This is a genomic window from Streptomyces sp. NPDC094034 (assembly GCF_040303865.1).
Taxonomy (GTDB): Bacteria; Actinomycetota; Actinomycetes; order Streptomycetales; family Streptomycetaceae; genus Streptomyces.
In genome coordinates this window covers 417,362-434,699 of sequence record NZ_JBEOUD010000001.1, presented here as the reverse complement: position 1 = coordinate 434,699, position 17,338 = coordinate 417,362, and the positions used below count along the sequence as shown (strand labels likewise).

General features: G+C 70.7%; 12 protein-coding genes. All 12 read right to left on the bottom strand.

All coding sequences use genetic code 11. From position 1 onward, the window contains the following. Nucleotides 1-35: 35 nt before the first annotated feature. Nucleotides 36-1,394, bottom strand: coding sequence for a vWA domain-containing protein (locus ABTZ59_RS01890; protein WP_351388252.1), 1,359 nt, complete (start codon nucleotides 1,392-1,394; stop codon nucleotides 36-38). 149 nt (nucleotides 1,395-1,543) lie between these two features. Continuing rightward, entirely contained in the window at nucleotides 1,544-3,103 is a 1,560-nt protein-coding gene (locus ABTZ59_RS01885; protein WP_351388250.1) for a PP2C family protein-serine/threonine phosphatase, read from the bottom strand. 3 nt (nucleotides 3,104-3,106) lie between these two features. Next, complete coding sequence (locus tag ABTZ59_RS01880) at nucleotides 3,107-5,938, bottom strand: serine/threonine-protein kinase (protein WP_351388245.1); 2,832 nt, start codon at nucleotides 5,936-5,938, stop codon at nucleotides 3,107-3,109. 136 nt (nucleotides 5,939-6,074) lie between these two features. Next, nucleotides 6,075-7,406 carry a hypothetical protein gene (locus tag ABTZ59_RS01875; RefSeq protein WP_351388241.1) on the bottom strand — a complete coding sequence of 444 codons (1,332 nt, stop codon included), beginning with the start codon at nucleotides 7,404-7,406 and terminating at the stop codon, nucleotides 6,075-6,077. Between the two features lie 153 nt (nucleotides 7,407-7,559). Beyond that, entirely contained in the window at nucleotides 7,560-8,618 is a 1,059-nt protein-coding gene (locus ABTZ59_RS01870; protein WP_351388237.1) for a glutamate ABC transporter substrate-binding protein, read from the bottom strand. Between the two features lie 17 nt (nucleotides 8,619-8,635). Then, complete coding sequence (locus ABTZ59_RS01865; RefSeq protein ID WP_503001764.1) at nucleotides 8,636-10,048, bottom strand: GlnX family signal transduction membrane protein; 1,413 nt, start codon at nucleotides 10,046-10,048, stop codon at nucleotides 8,636-8,638. A 346-nt stretch (nucleotides 10,049-10,394) separates the two neighbouring features. Next, nucleotides 10,395-11,417 (bottom strand): N-acetylglucosamine kinase, encoded by a 1,023-nt coding sequence (locus ABTZ59_RS01860; protein ID WP_503001762.1) that lies wholly within the window; start codon nucleotides 11,415-11,417, stop codon nucleotides 10,395-10,397. Beyond that, nucleotides 11,408-12,673 carry a 6-phospho-beta-glucosidase gene (locus tag ABTZ59_RS01855; protein ID WP_351388234.1) on the bottom strand — a complete coding sequence of 422 codons (1,266 nt, stop codon included), beginning with the start codon at nucleotides 12,671-12,673 and terminating at the stop codon, nucleotides 11,408-11,410. Before ABTZ59_RS01855 ends, ABTZ59_RS01860 begins: the two co-directional genes overlap by 10 nt. A 5-nt stretch (nucleotides 12,674-12,678) precedes the next feature. After that, nucleotides 12,679-13,590, bottom strand: coding sequence for a carbohydrate ABC transporter permease (locus ABTZ59_RS01850; protein ID WP_351388227.1), 912 nt, complete (start codon nucleotides 13,588-13,590; stop codon nucleotides 12,679-12,681). Nucleotide 13,591: 1 nt separating this feature from the next. Beyond that, complete coding sequence (locus tag ABTZ59_RS01845; protein ID WP_351388224.1) at nucleotides 13,592-14,533, bottom strand: carbohydrate ABC transporter permease; 942 nt, start codon at nucleotides 14,531-14,533, stop codon at nucleotides 13,592-13,594. 18 nt (nucleotides 14,534-14,551) lie between these two features. Further along, entirely contained in the window at nucleotides 14,552-15,886 is a 1,335-nt protein-coding gene (locus tag ABTZ59_RS01840) for an ABC transporter substrate-binding protein (protein ID WP_351388219.1), read from the bottom strand. Between the two features lie 88 nt (nucleotides 15,887-15,974). Beyond that, on the bottom strand, nucleotides 15,975-17,198 hold the full coding sequence (locus ABTZ59_RS01835) for an ROK family transcriptional regulator (RefSeq protein ID WP_351388214.1): 1,224 nt from the start codon (nucleotides 17,196-17,198) through the stop codon (nucleotides 15,975-15,977). Between the last annotated feature and the right edge of the window lie 140 nt (nucleotides 17,199-17,338).

The following is a 17,338-nucleotide window of genomic DNA, read 5'->3' as shown; positions in this document are numbered from 1 at the left end:
CTTCGTTACGCGGTGACGCGGTGACGCGGTTACCACTACTTCTTGACGCGAACGGTCTTGGTGGAGCGCGTTTCGAGGGTCATCTCGTCCGCGTCCGCGACCTTCGCCTTCAGTCGCACAGTACCTGTCGCCGCATCGACGACGTCCACCACCTTCGAAAGCAATTTCGCGGTATCGGCGTTCCCCGACGAGGCGGCGAGCTGCACCGCGCGTCCCAGTTTCGCGGTCGCGCCGTCGAAATCGCCCGACTTGCGGGCGTCCAGACCCTGTTGGATGACTTGCGCCAGTTCGGCTTGACCCGTGTAGTGCGCGACCTGGGGATTTATCGAGGTGGAGGCCGCCATGTCAGCCGTCCACACCGCTCGTACCAGCCCCTGGGACAGCACCTCGGGGGCTCCGTCGCCCGGCGCGGGAAGGATCAGCGAGACCCGTGCGGCCAGCATCTCCTGGCCGATGCCGGCCTCCGGAACCCGTACACACACGTGGTAATCGCGCGATTCGTCACCCCAGGAACCGGTGGGATAGTCTCCGGCCCGCGGACCCGCCTCCGTACGGCGGCCGGTCAGATCCTCGACGGTGGGCGCCACCTGCTTGATGAAGGTGATCTCCACGCCGACGGGTGTCCACATCCGCAGCGCCACATCCGCGATCTCCTTGCCCATCGCGTTCTCCATCATGCTGGTGAAGTCCGCGGCCAGGCCCGCCGGATCGGCGACGATATCGGCCGTCCCGAGCAGCGCGGAGGCGATGGCCGTGACCTCCTTCACCTCCCAGTCCGTGCCGACCCCGCGGGCGTCGCAGGTGAACCGGCCCGCGCAGGAGTCGAGCGCGGCCCTCAGATCCTCCGGCGCCTCGTGCTCGTTACGGCCGTCGGTGAGCAGGATGGCGTGCCGGATGGGGACATCGGCGGTGGACAGCAGCCGGTCGGCCAGCCGCAGCCAGGTGCCGATGGCCGTACCGCCGCCCGCGCTGAGCCGGCGCAGCGCCTCCTTGGCCTGGGCTCTGGTCCCTCTGTCGGCGATCGCGAGTCTTCCGTTGCCCGGGAAGACCTCCTTCGCCACATGCGTACCGCCGACGATCGCGAAGGCGACGCCGTCGCGCAGGGTGTCGACGGCGGCGGCCGTGGCGTCGCGCGCGTTGCGCATCTTCGTCGGCGGGTAGTCCATGGACCCCGAACAGTCGACCATGATCACCACGGCCGCGTTCGGGCCCTGGCGGGGCAGGGCGGAGGGTGTGGACGAGGCTCCTGCCAGTGGCACTCCACCGGTGGTGCCGCCGCCCGTCGAGGTGACCGTGACGATCGCGTTGACCTCGCGCCCGCCTTCCGGCAGGTACTCGTTCTGGTACACGTCGACGGAGAACCGCGGCACGTTCGACTTGGCGAAGTTCGCCATCTGTATCGGCTCCTTGACGCTCCACACAGCAGAGACAAGTCGGTGAAAGGGCAGTAAAAGGTCTTCCGTTGATCAGTGATTGGCCATTAATTGATCAGTAATTGGTCAGTGGTTGGTCCGTTTCGGGCATGCGTGACCGAAATCAAGACTCACGTCGAGCTGTAGGCGGATCCTGCCCCTTGCGACGGCAGGGCGAACGGCAGCACCGCCACTGTTACGTTGTCGTGGCCCCCACCGTCGAGCGCGTGTCCGACCAGTACCTGGGCGGCGTGCAGCGGCCGTCGCGCCGCGTCGGCCGGCAGGACCCTGGCCATCTCGTCCGCGCCCTCCGCGTAGTTCCAGAGACCGTCCGTGCAGACCACCACCACACCGGGGCGGTCCGGCTTGAACGACGCGGTGTGCGGCTCCAGTTCGTACGCGTCGGCGCCGAGCCAGCCGGTGATGGCGTGGGCGCGGGCGTCCGCGTACGCCTCCGCCTCGTTCATCAGCCCCGCCGCCACCATCTGCGCGGCCCAGGAGTCGTCCTCGGTGAGCCGGGCCGGCGGGCCGCCGCGATCGTCGGGGACCCAGTAGACCCGGCTGTCGCCGACCCAGCCGACGACCAGCAGACCGCTCGCGACCACCGCGCCGACGATGGTGCACGCGGGGGCGTTCTGGTGGCGGTGCGGGTCGTGCTCCGTCCCGCCCGGGGCCGTGGCCAGGGCATTGACCGCCTCGGCCGCGACCACGATCGCGTCGTGCATCGACTGCTGGGGATGCGTACCGCGCTCCAGCGCGGTCAGCAGAGACTCGTTCGCCGCGCCCGCCGCCGCCGCCGAGGCCTCGTCGGGGCGGGTCGCGGACGACACACCGTCGCAGACGACCGCGACCACGGCGGGGGAGCCGTCCGGCAGGGCGGCGGACGACACGGCGAACGCGTCCTCGTTGCGGTGATGCCGCAGCCCGCGGTCGCTGACGGCCGCCACCGCGCCCAACTCCTGCTCCACATGGTCACGTTCGCGTGGCTGGGCGTGGCCGCAGTTCTCGCAGTAGCCGTCCGTGTCGACCCGGCCGGCCCGGCAGGCGACACAGAGTTTGCCGCCGGCCGTAAGGGCCGCGCCGGGGTCCGCGGTGCGCGGATCGGTGGCCTCCCGGCTCGGGCCCTCCGGGTCGGCGCTCTCGGGGTCGGCGCTCTTTGGGCCCGCGCTCTCCTGGGCCGCGCTCTCCTGGTCTGTGGTCTCCGGGGTCGTGGTCTCCGGGGTCGCGTGGTCGCGCGCCGAGCTGTCACGGATCAGGGCGCTGGGGGCGGGCAGTTCGAAATCACCTGGATGGGTGGGCAGCCGCGAGCCGCTCGACTCCAGCCCCGGCAACTCCTCGGGCAGCTGCGGCGGCGGTGTGCCCGAGCCGTCGGTCCCCGAGACCGTGGGCCACTCCACACCGGCCGCCGGAGCACCGACCACGGGAGCGGCGGCTACCGGGGCACCGGCCGCCGGAGCGCCGACTACGGGAGCAGCGGCCGCCGGAGCAGCGGCCGCCGGTGCCTCGGGCGAGCGCGTGTCGGGGACCGCCGGACCCAGGCCGTTCATGACGAGGGTCGGTCTGTCGTCCGGGCGCGGCGGCACGACCGACAGGTCGTAACCGCACGCGCCGCAGAACAGGTCGCCGGACTCCAGCGGCTCCTCGCAACTGGGGCAGGTCGGCAGCTGCGCCGACTTGGGCTTCTGGGACATCAATCACACCCACGTCCGGGGGCGGAAACGGTTGGCCCGTTCCACCAGTTCGATCCTCTCCTCGCCGCGCTGAGCGAGCCGGGCGAGCACCCGGTACGAGCGTTCCAGTCCGAAACGCAGCCCACGCTCGTCCAGTTCGCTGCCGAGCAGTACGGCCCGCACCGGACGGGAGCCGGGACTACCGGAGAGTACCCAGTCCAGGGCCGTCCCCAGTACTTCCGTCGACAACCGCTCGCGCCGTACCGCGTCCAGACCGAACTGCTGAAGCGCGGACACTTGATGGGCCGCCGCTGTGAGATCGTCGATCAGCGGCCCCTCCTGGCCAAGGCCGACGGCGGCCGTCGGCGCTCCACGCTGCCGGAGTCTGGCCCGTACGGCCGCGACCCGCGCCGCCGTGTAGTGGATCGACGCCTCGGGCACGGACTCCAGGGACCGTACGGCGCCGGCCCGGTCACCCGCGGCCAGCTGCACCCGGGCGAGACCGAACGCCGCGCTGACATAGCTCGGATCGGTCGTCCAGACGAGGCGGTAGTACTCGGCGGCGTTGTCCAGCTGGCCGAGCACCTCGGCGCAGACGCCCAGGGCCAGCTTCGGGGCCGGTTCGCCGGGGAACGCGTCGTATATCGCGTCGAAGGAGAGCGCCGCCGTCTCGTGGTCGCCCGTGGCGAGCGAGGCGACTCCCCGGTACCAGACCACCCGCCAGTCGTCCGGACGCCGCTCCTCCAGGGCGGCCAGCGACTCGGCGGCCGTGCTCAGTTCGCCCATCTCCAGCCGGGCGCGCAGCTCGCGCAGGCCGCGCTCCAGGGAGTCGGCGGGGGCGGCGGCCAGCGCGGTGATCAGCTCGGCGGGGGCCGAGGCCAGCAGACCCGCGAGGAAGCCAGCGTTCGGGTCGTTCGGATCGACTCGCGGTACGGGCAGGGCCAGCGCGACCGCGCGGGTGTCGAGCGGCGCGAGCCGGGGCACGCCCGAACCTGTGACGCCCATCGCGAGCCCACCGGAAGCCACCGCGCCCGGAGCCACCGCACCGGGAGCCACCGCACCGGCGGCCACCGCACCGGGAGTCACCCCGCCAGGACCCGTCTCGGCGCGGGGCGACGGCAGAAATGGCGGGGCCGCCGGGGCGAGTCCACCGGCTCCCGGAACACCGGGCCGCGCGCCCGGCGCGGGCAGGGCCACCGCACCCGCACCAGCACCCGCCCCGGCCCCCGGCGCCAGCACCGGCGCGGCCGCCGTCCCGTCGCCACCCGTGAGGGCCGCCCCGGTCTTCGCCGCTCGGGCGCGCCGCCCGAGCAGGCCACCGCCCCGCGCCCGTTCGGCGCGTACCCCCAGCCGTGAGACCTCCTCGGTCAGCTCCGCGAACAACTCCGTGTCCGTGACCCGTAGTTCGGGGCCGAACAGCGTGGACAGCGAAGGACGCGGACGCCCCGTCTGTAGCGCCACCACCTCCCGCAACACGCCCGTCAGCTGCTCCGCCATCTCCTGCGCCGACGAGAAGCGCCGCGCCGGGTCCGGGTCCGTCGCCCGGACGAGCAGCCGGTAGAAGGACTCGTACGTCCGGAAGACCTCGATGTTGTCCGGGTCGGGGAGCGAGTCCACGAACACGTTCGTGTAGCCCTGGAAGTCGAAGGTCAGCACCGCCAGCGTGCGGGCGACCGTATACAGGTCGGAGGCCACCGACGGGCCGAGCTCCGCGACCTCGGGCGCCTGGTAGCCGACGGTGCCGTAGATCGCCGACTCGTGGTCGTCCATCCTGCGGACCGCGCCCATGTCGATGAGCTTGAGCTGATCCTCGGTCTGGATCGCGTTGTCCACCTTGAAGTCGCAGTAGAGCAGATTGCGGCTGTGCAGATGGCCGAGCGCCTCCAGCGCCTCGATGCCGTACGCGCACGCCTGCTCCACCGGCAGCGGATCGCGCCTGCCCGCGGCCGTGCGCCGCTCGTTGGCGATCTCCTTCAGCGACTTGCCGCCGACGTACTCCATGACTATGTAGCCGTCCATGGAGCCGGTCCGCTGGTCGAGATGTTCCACGAAGTTGTAGATGCGGACGATGTTGGAGTGTTCGATCTCCGCGAGGAAGCGGCGCTCGGAGATCGCGGCCTCCATGGCGTCCTGGTCGCCGGTGTCCAGCAGGCCCTTGAGCACCACCCAGCGGTTCGAGACCGCGCGGTCGATCGCGAGATAGACCCAGCCCAGACCGCCGTGGGCCAGACACCCCACCACCTCGTACTGGCCGTGCACGACATTGCCCTCGTGCAGCTTCGGTACGAACGAGTACGGGTGCCCGCACTTGGTGCAGAACCCTTCCGTACGCCCCGGCCGGTCCCCCCGCGCGCGGCCCACCGGCGCACCGCAGTCCGAGCGCGAGCAGAACCGCTTGCGCTCGGGCACTTCCGGGTGCTCCATCACCGCGGAGCGCGGGTCCGGGCGCGGTACGTCCGGTACGGAGACGAGGCCCGCGCCGAGGCGGTTACGGCCCGAGGCGGCCGTGGACGAGCCGGAGCTGCGTACCGACACCGACTGCGTCGACAGCCGCCCCGACAGGGAGCGCGAGAGCCGGCCGGAGACCGAGCGCCGGGACGTGGAGGAGCGCGAGGAGCGTGCGGAGCCGCGCGAGGAGGTCCGCGCGGAGGAGCCGGACGACGACCGTGAGGACGCGCCACGCCCGGAACCGCTGCTCCGCCCGCCGACCGTGATGCCGGTGGGCGGCGAGGACAGCGATCCGCTGGGCGAGACGACGGGCGCCAGACCGCAGGTGTCGCAGTACAGCTCACCGCCGCCCATGTCCTCGTACGAACCCTCGCAGCCGGGGCGCTGGCATGCGTTCGTCCCGCTCATCTGTCCCCCCGTTGGCCCGCCGACATCTCTGTCGCGACTCGCTCCGTCGCCCGTCTCACGGCCGCCCGTCTCACGGCCGCCCGTCTCCCGGCCGCCCGTGCCCCGGCCGTGACCTCCGCCACCGCGTACGGCGCCCTCATGTGTCCCCCCTGCGGTCGGCGGGGCCGGGCCCGCGGGGGACCAGCACATCCGCCGCCGCCCGCTGATAGCGCAGCACCGCCTCCTCCGCCACGCGCAGATCGCAGGGCGCGCTCCACAGCATCCGGCGCGCCGCGTCGTATCGCTCGATCAGGACCGGATCCTCGGCCAGTCCGTGCCGGGCGACCTTCGCCTTGTACGCGTCCAGCCGGCCGCGCAGCTCCGCGCGGACCGCGAGCGGCGCCGTGACCGCGGTCAACGACTCGCGGGCCCGCAGCAGTTCGTCCTCGGCGTCCCGCTCCAGCGACTCCAGGAGCGGTGAGAGCCGGTGCCACTGGGCATGTCTGCGGTACTCGGCGGCGGTCGAGAGCCGTTCCTGAAGGGCCGTCGGCGGACCGCTCACCGCGGGCACCTCGGAGGCGGCGATCTTCGCCAGCACCTCGCCGCGCGCCGACCGGGCCTCGGTGAGCGTACGGTCCGCACGCGACAGTACGTCCCGCAGTCGCATCAGCCGCTCCTCGGAGTCCTGGCGCACCCGCAGCACCGCCTCGATCTCCCGCCGTACGTCCTCCAGCGCGCGAGCCGCGCGGTCGTAGCGCTCGGTGTCGGGCCGGCCGCCGCCCGGAGCCGAACTGCCGGGCGCGGGCCGCCAGAACGCCAGCGGGTCGGAGACGACCTGGTCACGCAGCATGGTCAGTTCCCGCGTGATCGACTCCAGGTCGTCACCGGCCGGATGCTCGCCGGGCCGTACGCCCACGGAGTGCGCGAGCGAGCGGGTGCGCCGCAGCTCGGCGGCGAGCAGATCGATGCGCGCGGGCAGCGCGGACCACACCGAGTCCGCGGCCACGACCATGTCCAGGGACGACGCGTACAGCTCGTTCATCCTGGCCACCAGCTCCGCGAGGGTGAAGCGCTCGGAGAGCCTGGCCGGACCACCGAGGGAGGCGGGCCGCGCTCCGGCGGTGCCCGCGACCACGACACCGCGGCCGCGCAGCGTCTCCGTCAGCTCCAGCAGATCGTCGCGGTTGGGCCAGCGCCGTCTGGCGCGCGCCTCACGCGCTCCGTTCAGCGCCGCGGTGTAGCTGTCGAAGTACGTCCAGAGCAGGGTGATCGACAGCTCGGCGGCGGCCCAGCGGTCCTTGGTGACACCGGTCAGCTCGGCGCCTTCGAGGAGTCTGCGGCCCGCGTGGTCCTGGAGGGCGAGCAGCGAGGTCTCGATCGCCTCGTACTCCGCTTCGAGGCGTGACAGGGCGCGGTCCACCTCGTCCCGGTCCATCACCGGTCCCGGTGGCCTCCCCGTCGAGTCGGGGAAGGAACCCGTGACGCTCATCGCTCACCTCTCCGCTCGTCTCTTCGGCCCTGTCGGCGCGGGGACCGGCCGGCGCACCGTGTGCCCGCCGGCCGTCGGCGCCCGGTCCGCACCCAAGTCCTCGGCCGCCCGGTCCCCGGCCGTCCAGTCCTGGGCCGCCAGGTCCTTGGCCGCCTAGTCCTTATATGTGGCCGTGGGCGGTTTCGTGATGCCCGGCAGCCCCGCCGCCAGCCACCGCTCGTACGACTTCATCCAGGGGCTGTTGGGCCCGCCCGCGCGGTACTCCTCCAGCACATGGTTCACCCGGCGCACCAGGTCGTCGTTGCCACGCTTGGCCGCGACGCCGTAGTACTCCGGCTTGAGCGGCTTCCCGCGCAGCTCCACCGCCGGGTCCTGGGCCGCCTGGCCGGCCGCGAGGGCGTTGTCCGTCATCAGCGCGTCGACCTCGTCCAGCTGGAGCCGGACCAGGCAGTCGAGCTGGTTGGGCACCGTCAACTGATCCTCGTCCGAAGGCTTCCCCTCATTCTCGTCCTCGAATATCGCGCCGAACGATTCACTCTTCAGCGTCTCGTTCGCGATCGAACCCTCGGCCGTGCAGACCCGCTTCCCGGCCAGCGATTCGTCGTACCCCTTGATGGTCGACCCCTTGGGGACCAGTATCTGCTGGCCCGTCTGGAAGTAGGCGGTGGAGAAGGAGACGTCCTTGAGCCGGTCACAGGTGATCGTCATCGTCCGGACGACCAGGTCCACCGTGCCACTCTTCAGCGCCTCTGTTCGCTGGTTGGTGGGGATGGTACGGAAGACGATGGCGTCCGGACTGCCCAGTATGTCCGCCGCTATGGCCTTCGCGAGATCGATGTCGAAGCCCTCCAGATCGCCGGTGTCCGGGTTGCGGGCGCCCCAGCGGTAGCTGTTCTGGTCGACTCCGACGATCAGCTTCCGGTCATCACCCTTACGGTCTCTGATCGCCTTGACGCCGGGGGCGTTGTTGTCATTGACGGGCCGGAGACTGGCCTCCGGGGACGGGCAGTCGTCGGCCTTCGCGGGCAGGGCCGTGGAGGTGCGCTGCTCGGAGTCTTCCAGCCCCTCCGAGGTCGTATGGGCCAGTGGCAGCAGGGTGAGCACGGCCGTCAGCACACAGGCGCCCGCCATGGCCGAGACACCGCCCCAGCCACGGAGCCCACGGAACGGGCCGGGTCCGCGGAGCCGGCGCGGCCTGTCCGTCGAGGTCATCCCGTCCCCTTCCCCTCTCACCGGTACTCCGAGAGCCTGCGGCCGATCCCCAGGATCGCGCCCACCGCGGCCACCAGCGCCAGCGCGCCCGCCCCGATCGCCAGCCCGTTCAGCGCGCCGAGACCGTCCGAGGCGTAGGAGTCGAACTCCTTCTGCTCCAGGTCGATCGCCAGCTTCAGGGACGAGTCGACCTGGCGGAAGGACTCGCCGGTGGAGTCCTCCGTACCGATCACCTTCGCCAGCGCGGTCTTGTAGTCACCGGTCTTGTCGGCCTCGCTGGCCAGGGCGTGACGCCCGCGCCATTCGGAGACCGAGGCGATCGCGTCGCTCACCGGTGCCCGGCTCTCGCTGTTGTCGGCGAGCCCCTTGGCCCTGCCGAGCGCGGCGCTGAGCTCGTCCATGCCCGTGTTGTAGTCCGTCTCGTACTTGTCCTTGTTGTCCTCGTTGAGGACGGCGCCCCTCGCGACCAGGGTGAGGTTCTCATTCGCGCGGGCCTTGAGCGAGTTGATCCGCGCGTCGTTGAGGACCTTGAGCGACGCCTGGCCCTGCGTCTGCGCGTTGTCCAGCTCCGAGCGGGCCACGGTCTGCGCGGCGGCCAGCCAGAGCAGCAGGACCGTGGAGGCGGCGGTGGCGGCGAGCAGACCGTGGTTGAACACCCTGTTCGTCCGCAGATAGTTGCGCCGCTGAGCCCAGAAGAGGACGCCGAACGCCAGCGCCCCCAGTGCCGTCGAGACATACGGCCACAGCCGCGCGTCGTCGTTGTCCGCGACGAGCCGGTCCGTCTCCGCCGCGTACAGCTTCTCGGCGGCGGGCAGCAGTTCGTTCGTCATCAGCTGGTTCGCGTACCGCAGATAGGCGCCGCCCAGCGGCAGCCCCTGCCGGTTGTAGGCGCGGGCCTGCTCGATCAGGCCGGTGTAGCGGGGAAGTCCCTCGTTGAGCGTGGCGATCTGGCGGCCCGACTCGCTGGCCCCGTCCGTGTGGGTGGCGGCCGTGATCAGCAGCCCGGACGCGGTCGTGATGTCCGTGCTGTACGTCTTCCGCACATCCGCGGGCTCCGGCGCGCCCGCCAGGAAGCCGCTCGCCGCGGCCGTGTCGGCGTCGGCCAGCGAGCGGTAGATGTCCGCCGCGTCCACACTCAGCGGCTGACTGCGGTTCACCACGTCGTCGGCCGCGGTGAAGCGGTCCGACGCCTCCCATGCCGTCACCGCCCCGAACGCGACGACCAGCAGGGCCAGGGCGGCTCCGATGATCCGCAGCCGGCCGGGCTCGGTCGTCGCGGCGGCGCGCAGCCGCTCCGAGGCCTCGGCCCACGCCGCCCGCCGCGCGGGCACCGGACCGGCCGCCGGAGCCGACGGTGGCATCGGCGGCCGCGCGGGCGCGTGCTGCGGAGCCGACGGTGGCGCGGGGCGCACATTCGGCGGGTTTGTCACGTGACCTCCCCCTCGGTCATGGACGTCGGCGGCCCGCCCCCTGCGGGTCGGAGGACAACTCCAGGTCAGCAGTATGGCCGCAGGCACTGACAACTACACCAGGGTTGACTGGATCTTGTCCTTCTCGCGCCGACCGCGGCCGGTCGATCTCCCCACCATCTCCTCTTCATGAATACGCCGGGGCCCCGTGAGCGGTTCCCGTTCACGGGGCTTTCCTTACGCGTACGGCCACCCAATGCCCACCCCAAGCCCACCCGGAGCACGCCCCAAGGCCATCAGGAGCACCCCCAAGGGCCATCAGGAGCACGCCAGAAGGCCGTCCGGCGCCCGTCCGGCGGCTCCCGGGTCAGGCGTAATGGGCCCCGAGCCTGGCGTGCGCCTCCGCGCTCGCCCCCACCTGGTCGAGACCGAGCAGCGCGGCTCCCAGCACCGGCGGCGCCGTCACGACTTCGACGACCGCCTTGGGCGCCCTGGCCGCGAGCAACTCCGCGATCCGGGCGTCGAGCTGCGGATGACGGGCCGCCAGGACGCTGCCGCCGAGCAGCACCGGTACCTCCTCGTCGAGCAGCCCGAGCTTCCCGAGCGCCACCGCGGCCAGCACGACGACCTCCTCGGCCAGCCGGTCGACCACGGAATGCGCGACCGCGTCGCCCGCCGCGCTCGTCGCGAACAGCACCGGCGTCAGCTCATGCCTGCGTACGAACGGGATATGCCCCAGGTGCAGCGCCTCGATCAGCTCGTACATCGTGCCGAGCCCGAAGTGGCCGGGCAGGGTCCGTACCAGCTCCGTGGGCTCGCCGCGGCCGTCCTCGGCCCGCGCCGCGAACCACAGGGCCTCCTCCGCGAGACCCGAACCCCCGCCCCAGTCACCGGAGATCCGGCCGATCGCCGGGAACCGCGCGGTACGGCCGTCCGGCAGCATCCCCACGCAGTTGATGCCCGCGCCACAGACGACGGCCACGCCCCGCGGCTCCGCGCCGCTCGGCAGACCGGCGCGCAGTATCGCGAAGGTGTCGTTGCGCACCTCCGTCGTGCGCCCCCAGCCGCGCGCCTGCACGGCCTCGGCCAATTCCCGCTCCTCGACCGGGAGATCGGCGTTGGCGAGACAGGCCGACACATGCCCGACAAGGTCGCGCTCCGGCAGCCCGGCCGCCGAGGCGGCCTCGGCGACCGTCACCGCCAGCGCGTCGATCGCCGTCTCGATCCCGACGACCGGCGGCTGGAAGCCGCCCCCGCGGGCCGTGCCGAGCACCGAGCCATCGGCACCGATCACGGCCACATCGGTCTTGCTGTTCCCGGCGTCGACGGCCAGGACGCTCGCGCGTCCCACCGTCTCACCGGCGGTGCTCACCGCCACGCTCACACCCACGCGAGATGCTCCCGGTTGTGCGCGATCAGCTGGTCGGTGAGCGCCTCGGCGTACTCGAACTGGCCGATCAGCGGGTGCGAGAGCAGCGCCTTGAAGACCCGGTCCCGGCCGCCGTGCAGCGCGGCCTCCAGCGCCAGGTCCTCGTACGCCGTGACATCCGCGATCAGGCCGGCGTACAGCGGATCCAGCTCGGACACGGGGAGCGGCACCGCGCCCGACCTGTCCACCCGCGCCTGGACCTCGATCACCGCGTCGTCCGCCAGGAACGGCAGCGTGCCGTTGTTGTAGGTGTTCACCACCTGGACCGGGCTCCCGCCGCCGCGCAGCAGCGAAGCCGCCAGATCCACCGCCGCCTCCGAGTAGAAGGCGCCGCCGCGCTTGGAGAGCAGCTCGGGCTTCTCGTCCAGCGCGGGGTCGCCGTACATCTCCAGCAGCCGCTTCTCCATCTCGGCCACCTCGGCGGCCCGGGAGGGCTTGGTCCGCAGCTCCCGTACGACCTCGTCGTGCGCGTAGAAGTAGCGCAGATAGTACGAGGGCACCACGCCGAGCCGGTCCAGCAGCACGCGTGGCATCCGCAGATCGGCCGCGAGCGAGTCGCCGTGCTCGGCCAGCAGCTTGGGCAGCAGATCGGCGCCGTCGGGGCCGCCGAGCCGTACGCCGCGCTCCCAGGTCAGATGGTTCAGCCCCACATGCTCCAAGTACACCTCGGAGGGCGCTACTTCCAGCAGCTTCGCGAACCTGCGCTGGAAACCGATCGCCACGTTGCACAGCCCCACGGCCCTGTGACCAGCCTGGAGCAGCGCCCGGGTCACGATCCCCACCGGGTTGGTGAAGTCGATGATCCACGCGTCAGGGTTGGCGCGCCGCACCCGTTCCGCGATGTCGAGGACCACCGGGACCGTGCGCAGCGCCTTGGCGAGACCGCCCGCGCCCGTCGTCTCCTGGCCGACGCAGCCGCACTCCAGCGGCCAGGTCTCATCCTGCCGGCGCGCGGCCTGTCCGCCGACCCGCAGCTGGAGCAGGACCGCGTCGGCGTCGGCGACACCCGCGTCCACGTCCGAGGTGGTGGTGATACGGCCGGGATGGCCCTGCTTGGCGAAGATACGCCGGGCCAGCCCCCCGACCAGCTCAAGGCGGTCGGCCGCGGGGTCGACCAGTACGAGTTCCTCGATCGGCAGGGTGTCCCGCAACCGGGAGAATCCGTCGATGAGTTCGGGTGTGTAGGTGGATCCTCCGCCTACCACGGCGAGCTTCATGGTTCTCAGCCCTTCACTCCGGTCAGTGTGACTCCCTCGACGAACGCCTTCTGGGCGAAGAAGAACACGAGGATCACAGGGGCCATGACCAGTACGGTCGCGGCCATGGTCAGATTCCAGTCGGTATGGTGTGCGCCCTTGAAGGACTCCAGGCCGTAACTGAGCGTCCAGGCGGCCGGGTTCTCCGAAGCGTAGATCTGTGGGCCGAAGTAGTCGTTCCAGGCGTAGAAGAACTGGAACAGCGCCACGGCCGCGATCCCGGGCCTGGCCATCGGCAGGACGACCCTGATCAGCGTACGGAACTCGCCGCAGCCGTCGACCTTCGCGGCGTCCAGGTACTCATTGGGGATCGTCAGCAGGAACTGGCGCAGCAGGAAGATGGAGAACGCGTCACCGAACGCCATCGGGATGATCAGCGGCCACAGCGAACCCGACAGATCGAGCTGCTTCGCCCAGAACAGATACATCGGAATGATGATCACCTGAGGCGGCAGCATCATCATCGAGATGACGAGCATCAGCGAGAGCTGCCGGCCGCGGAAGCGGAACTTGGCGAGCGCGTACGCCACCGGGATCGAGGAGAGCACCGACAGGACGGTGCCGAGCCCCGCGTACAGCAGGGTGTTCTTCCACCAGGTCAGAAAGCCCGGAGTGTCGAACACCTTGGCGTAGTTGCCCCACTCCCAGGAGTTGGGGGTCAGATCGCGGGTGAGCGCCTGATGGTCGCTCATCACCGAGGTCAGGAAGAGGAAGACGAACGGCAGCACGAAGAAGAGCGCGGCCGCGACGCCCAGGGAGTGCACGGCGATCCAGTGCAGCAACGCCTTGCGGCGCGCGCTGCGGGCGGCGGGCGTACGGTCGGGCGCGTCGGGCGCCGCCGTCGTCGGCGAGCCGGGCCGGCCGAGGAGTTGTGTCATCTCAGTCACCCGATCCGATCAGTCCGCCGCGCCGCCGCATCAGCAGCGCCGTGAAGGCCATGGCCAGCGCGAACAGCACGAGCGCGACCACACACGCGGCGCCGTAGTCGAAGCGCTGGAAGCCCAGGTTGTAGACCAGCTGCGGCAGCGTCAGCGTGGACTTGTCCGGGTAGCCGGGCTCGAACGCCTGGCCGGAGCCGCCGATGACCCCGGAGGCGACCTTGCCCGCGACCAGCGGCTGCGAGTAGTACTGCATCGCCGAGATCACGCCGGTGACCACGGCGAACATCACGATCGGCGAGATGTTCGGCAGGGTCACGTACCGGAAACGGTGCCAGGCCGACGCGCCGTCCAGCTCGGCGGCCTCGTACTGCTCCTTGGGTACGTCGAGCAGTGCGGCCATGAAGATCACCATCAGGTCGCCGATGCCCCAGACGGCCAGCAGGGTGAGCGCGGGCTTGGACCAGCCGGGGTCGTTGAACCAGCCGGGGGTCGGCAGGCCGAGGTCCCCGAGAATGGTGTTGACCGGCCCCGTACCCGGGTTGAGCAGGAAGACGAACGCGAGCGTCGCGGCGACCGGCGGCGCCAGATACGGCAGATAGAAGAGGGTGCGGAAGATCCCCGTGCCCGTCTTGATCTTGGTGATCAGCATGCCGACGCCGAGTCCGAAGACCACCCGGCAGGTCACCATGATCACGACGAGCCAGAGGGTGTTGCGCAGGGACGGCCAGAACATTGGGTAGTCGTTGAAGACGTACGACCAGTTCCCCAGGCCGTTCCAGACGGGCGAGTTGAAGCCGTCGTACTTCATGAAGGAGAAGTAGACGGTCGAGATCAGCGGATACGCGAAGAAGACGGTGAAGCCGATCAACCAGGGCGACATGAACGCCGCCGTCCGAAGCGCCGACGCGCGGCGCTTCGAACGGAGCGTGTGCGTGGACATCGGTGACGTCCCGGCCCGCTACTTGGCCTGCTCGATGTCACGGTCGATCTGCTGGGCGGTCTTCTCCAGACCCGCCTGGAGATCCTTCACCTTGCCCTGCTCGTACTGGTACCCGAAGTCCTGGAGCGTCTGCTGGTACGTCGAGCCGTTGACGGCGGCCGGCGGGGTGTTGGACTTCGGGTGCTGCGCGATGTCGAGGAAGGTCGTGAAGCGCGGGTCGAACTTCAGGTTCGGGGACTTCAGCGCCGCCAGCGTCGAGGGCACATTGCGGATGCCGTTCGCGAACTGGACGACCGCCTCGGTGTCGGTCGTCATGTACTTCACCAGCTCCCACGCGGCGTTCTGCTTCTTGCTCTGCGGTGCGATCCCCATGATCGTGCCGGAGAGGAAGCCCTTGCCGTAGCTGTCCGCCTCGTCGTCCGCCACCGGCATCGGCGCGACACCGATCTCGAACGGCACCTTGGCGTCCTCGGCCATGCCGAGCCGCCACTCGCCGTCCAGCTGCATGGCGACCTGGCCGGTGTGGAACGGGTGCTTGGCGCCCCACTCGTCACCGAACGTGGAGCGGTACTTCTCCAGCTTCTCGTATCCCCCGAGGTCGTCGACCAGCTTCTTCTGGTACGTGAACATCTTGGCGAAGGCCGGGTCCTTGGCGACGTTGGACTTGCCGTCCTCGTCGAAGTACGCGTGGTCCCAGCTCGACATGTAGTGGTCGACGACCGTCTCGTAGCCGTGGTACGTCGGCATCAGACCGACCTGCTCGTAGCTGTCGCCCTTGGTCTTGGTGAGCTTCTTGGCGACGGAGGCGAGCTCCGACATCGTCTTCGGCGGGGCGGTGATCCCGGCCTTCTCGAAGGCGTCCTTGTTGTAGTAGAGCCCGTACGCGTCGCTGAGCAGCGGCAGCGCGCAGCGCTTGCCCTCGAACTGTGTGTACTCCAGCAGCACCTTGGGGAAGGTCTTCGCCAGATCCAGCTTGGACTTCTCGATGAACGGGGCCAGATCGGCGAAGGCGCCCGACGAGCAGAACTTGCCGACGTTCGAGGTGGTGAAGGAGGACACCACGTCCGGCCCCTTGGAACCGCCCGCGCGCAGCGCCTGGTTGAGCTTGTCGTCGTTGATGTTGCCGACGACATTCACCGTGATGTTCGGATGCGCCTTCTCGAACCGGTCGATGTTGTCCTGGATGGCCTTCACCTCGCCGGGCGCGCTCCAGCCGTGCCAGAAGGTGATGGAGGTCTTGGCGTTCGGATCATCGGACGCGTCGGCGCCGGACTGCCCGGTACACGAGGTGGCGAGCACGGATATCGCGGCGACGGCGACGGCGGAGGCGGCGAGACGACGGTTTCTGAGCATGGCGGTACTCCCGGTGATGGGTACGGGGTCGGTAAGGGAGATACGGGGGGGTGTGCGGCGGAAGGGGACGGGCGGAGTCGGAGGGTGATCAGCGGGCGGTGTCGAAGACCTCGTCGCGCGTGGTCGCCAGGGCGCTCTCCAGCGCGCCCCGCAGAACCGGACGGTGCTGGACCTCGCCGATGAGGAGCCGGGGGCGGGACGCGGCCAGTTCGGCCAGCTCCGCCTGGACGAGGGCGCGCAGCGGCTCACCGCCGGCGGCGGTCACCCCGCCCGCCAGGACGATCAGTTCGGGGTCGAGTACGGCGGTCACGGAGGCGAGACCGGTGGCGAGCCGCTGGGCGTACAGCCGCAGCAGCTCGGCCAGCCGCTCGTCCCGCTCGTGCCCGGCGGCGGCGCGGGTCAGCAGCCCGGCCGCGACCTCGGCGTAGGGCGTCTCCGGGGTGTCGATGCCGAGGGTCTTCGCGAGCCTCGGCACGGACTGGGCGCCCGCCAGCTCCTGGAAGCCACCGCTGTTCGCCCGGACCACCTGGCGTACCAGCGGAGTTCCGGGGACCGGCAGGAAGCCGACCTCGCCGGCGCCGCCGGTGAACCCCCGGTGCAGCCGCCCGCCGATGAACAGGGCGGCGCCGAGGCCGTCCTCGTTCCACAGCAGGACGAAGTCCTCGTCGCCGCGGGCCACTCCGAGGCGCTGCTCGGCGACCGCCGCGAGGTTCACGTCGTTCTCGTACTCGACGGGCATCGGCAGGACCGCGGCCAGCTCGTCGAGGAGCGTGGCGGAGTGCCAGCCGGGCAGATGGGACGCGTACCGCAGCCGGCCGGTGGACGGGTCGAACGCGCCGGGCGTGCCGATCACGACCCGGCGCACGTCGGCGGTGGCGAGACCGGCTGCCTTCACGGCCCCCTCCAGCGCGTCCGTGACCTGACGGACGACACTGTCGGCGCGGCGGCCCGGGGTGGGCAGTTCGAACTCCCCGACGGTCGTTCCGGTGATGTCGGCGACGGCGGCCAGGATCCGGCGCGGATTCACATCGAGCCCCCCGGCGTACGCGGCGTGCGCGTTGACCGCGTACAGCTGGGCGTTGGGCCCCGGCCGTCCCTCGGTGGTCCCGGTGGCGACGACCAGACCGGCCGCTTCGAGACGGGCGAGCAGCTGGGAGGCGGTGGGCTTCGAGAGGCCGGTGAGCTTGCCTATCCGGGTCCGCGAGAGCGGGCCGTGGGCGAGCAGCAGATCGAGCGCGGCCCGGTCGTTCATGGCCCGCAGCACACGCGGCGTCCCCGGTGACGGAGTGGGTGATCCGGTCGCATCGGTCATGGACCCGGCACCTGCCCTTCCACTGTTCGCTCACCCGATGACACTGTTAGGAAAGTTTCCTATCGGGTGCGAGGAAAGTAGGCCGCAAGGCTCGAAGGCGTCAATACTCTCCAGCACAAGACACCCCCGCGGCAACCAAA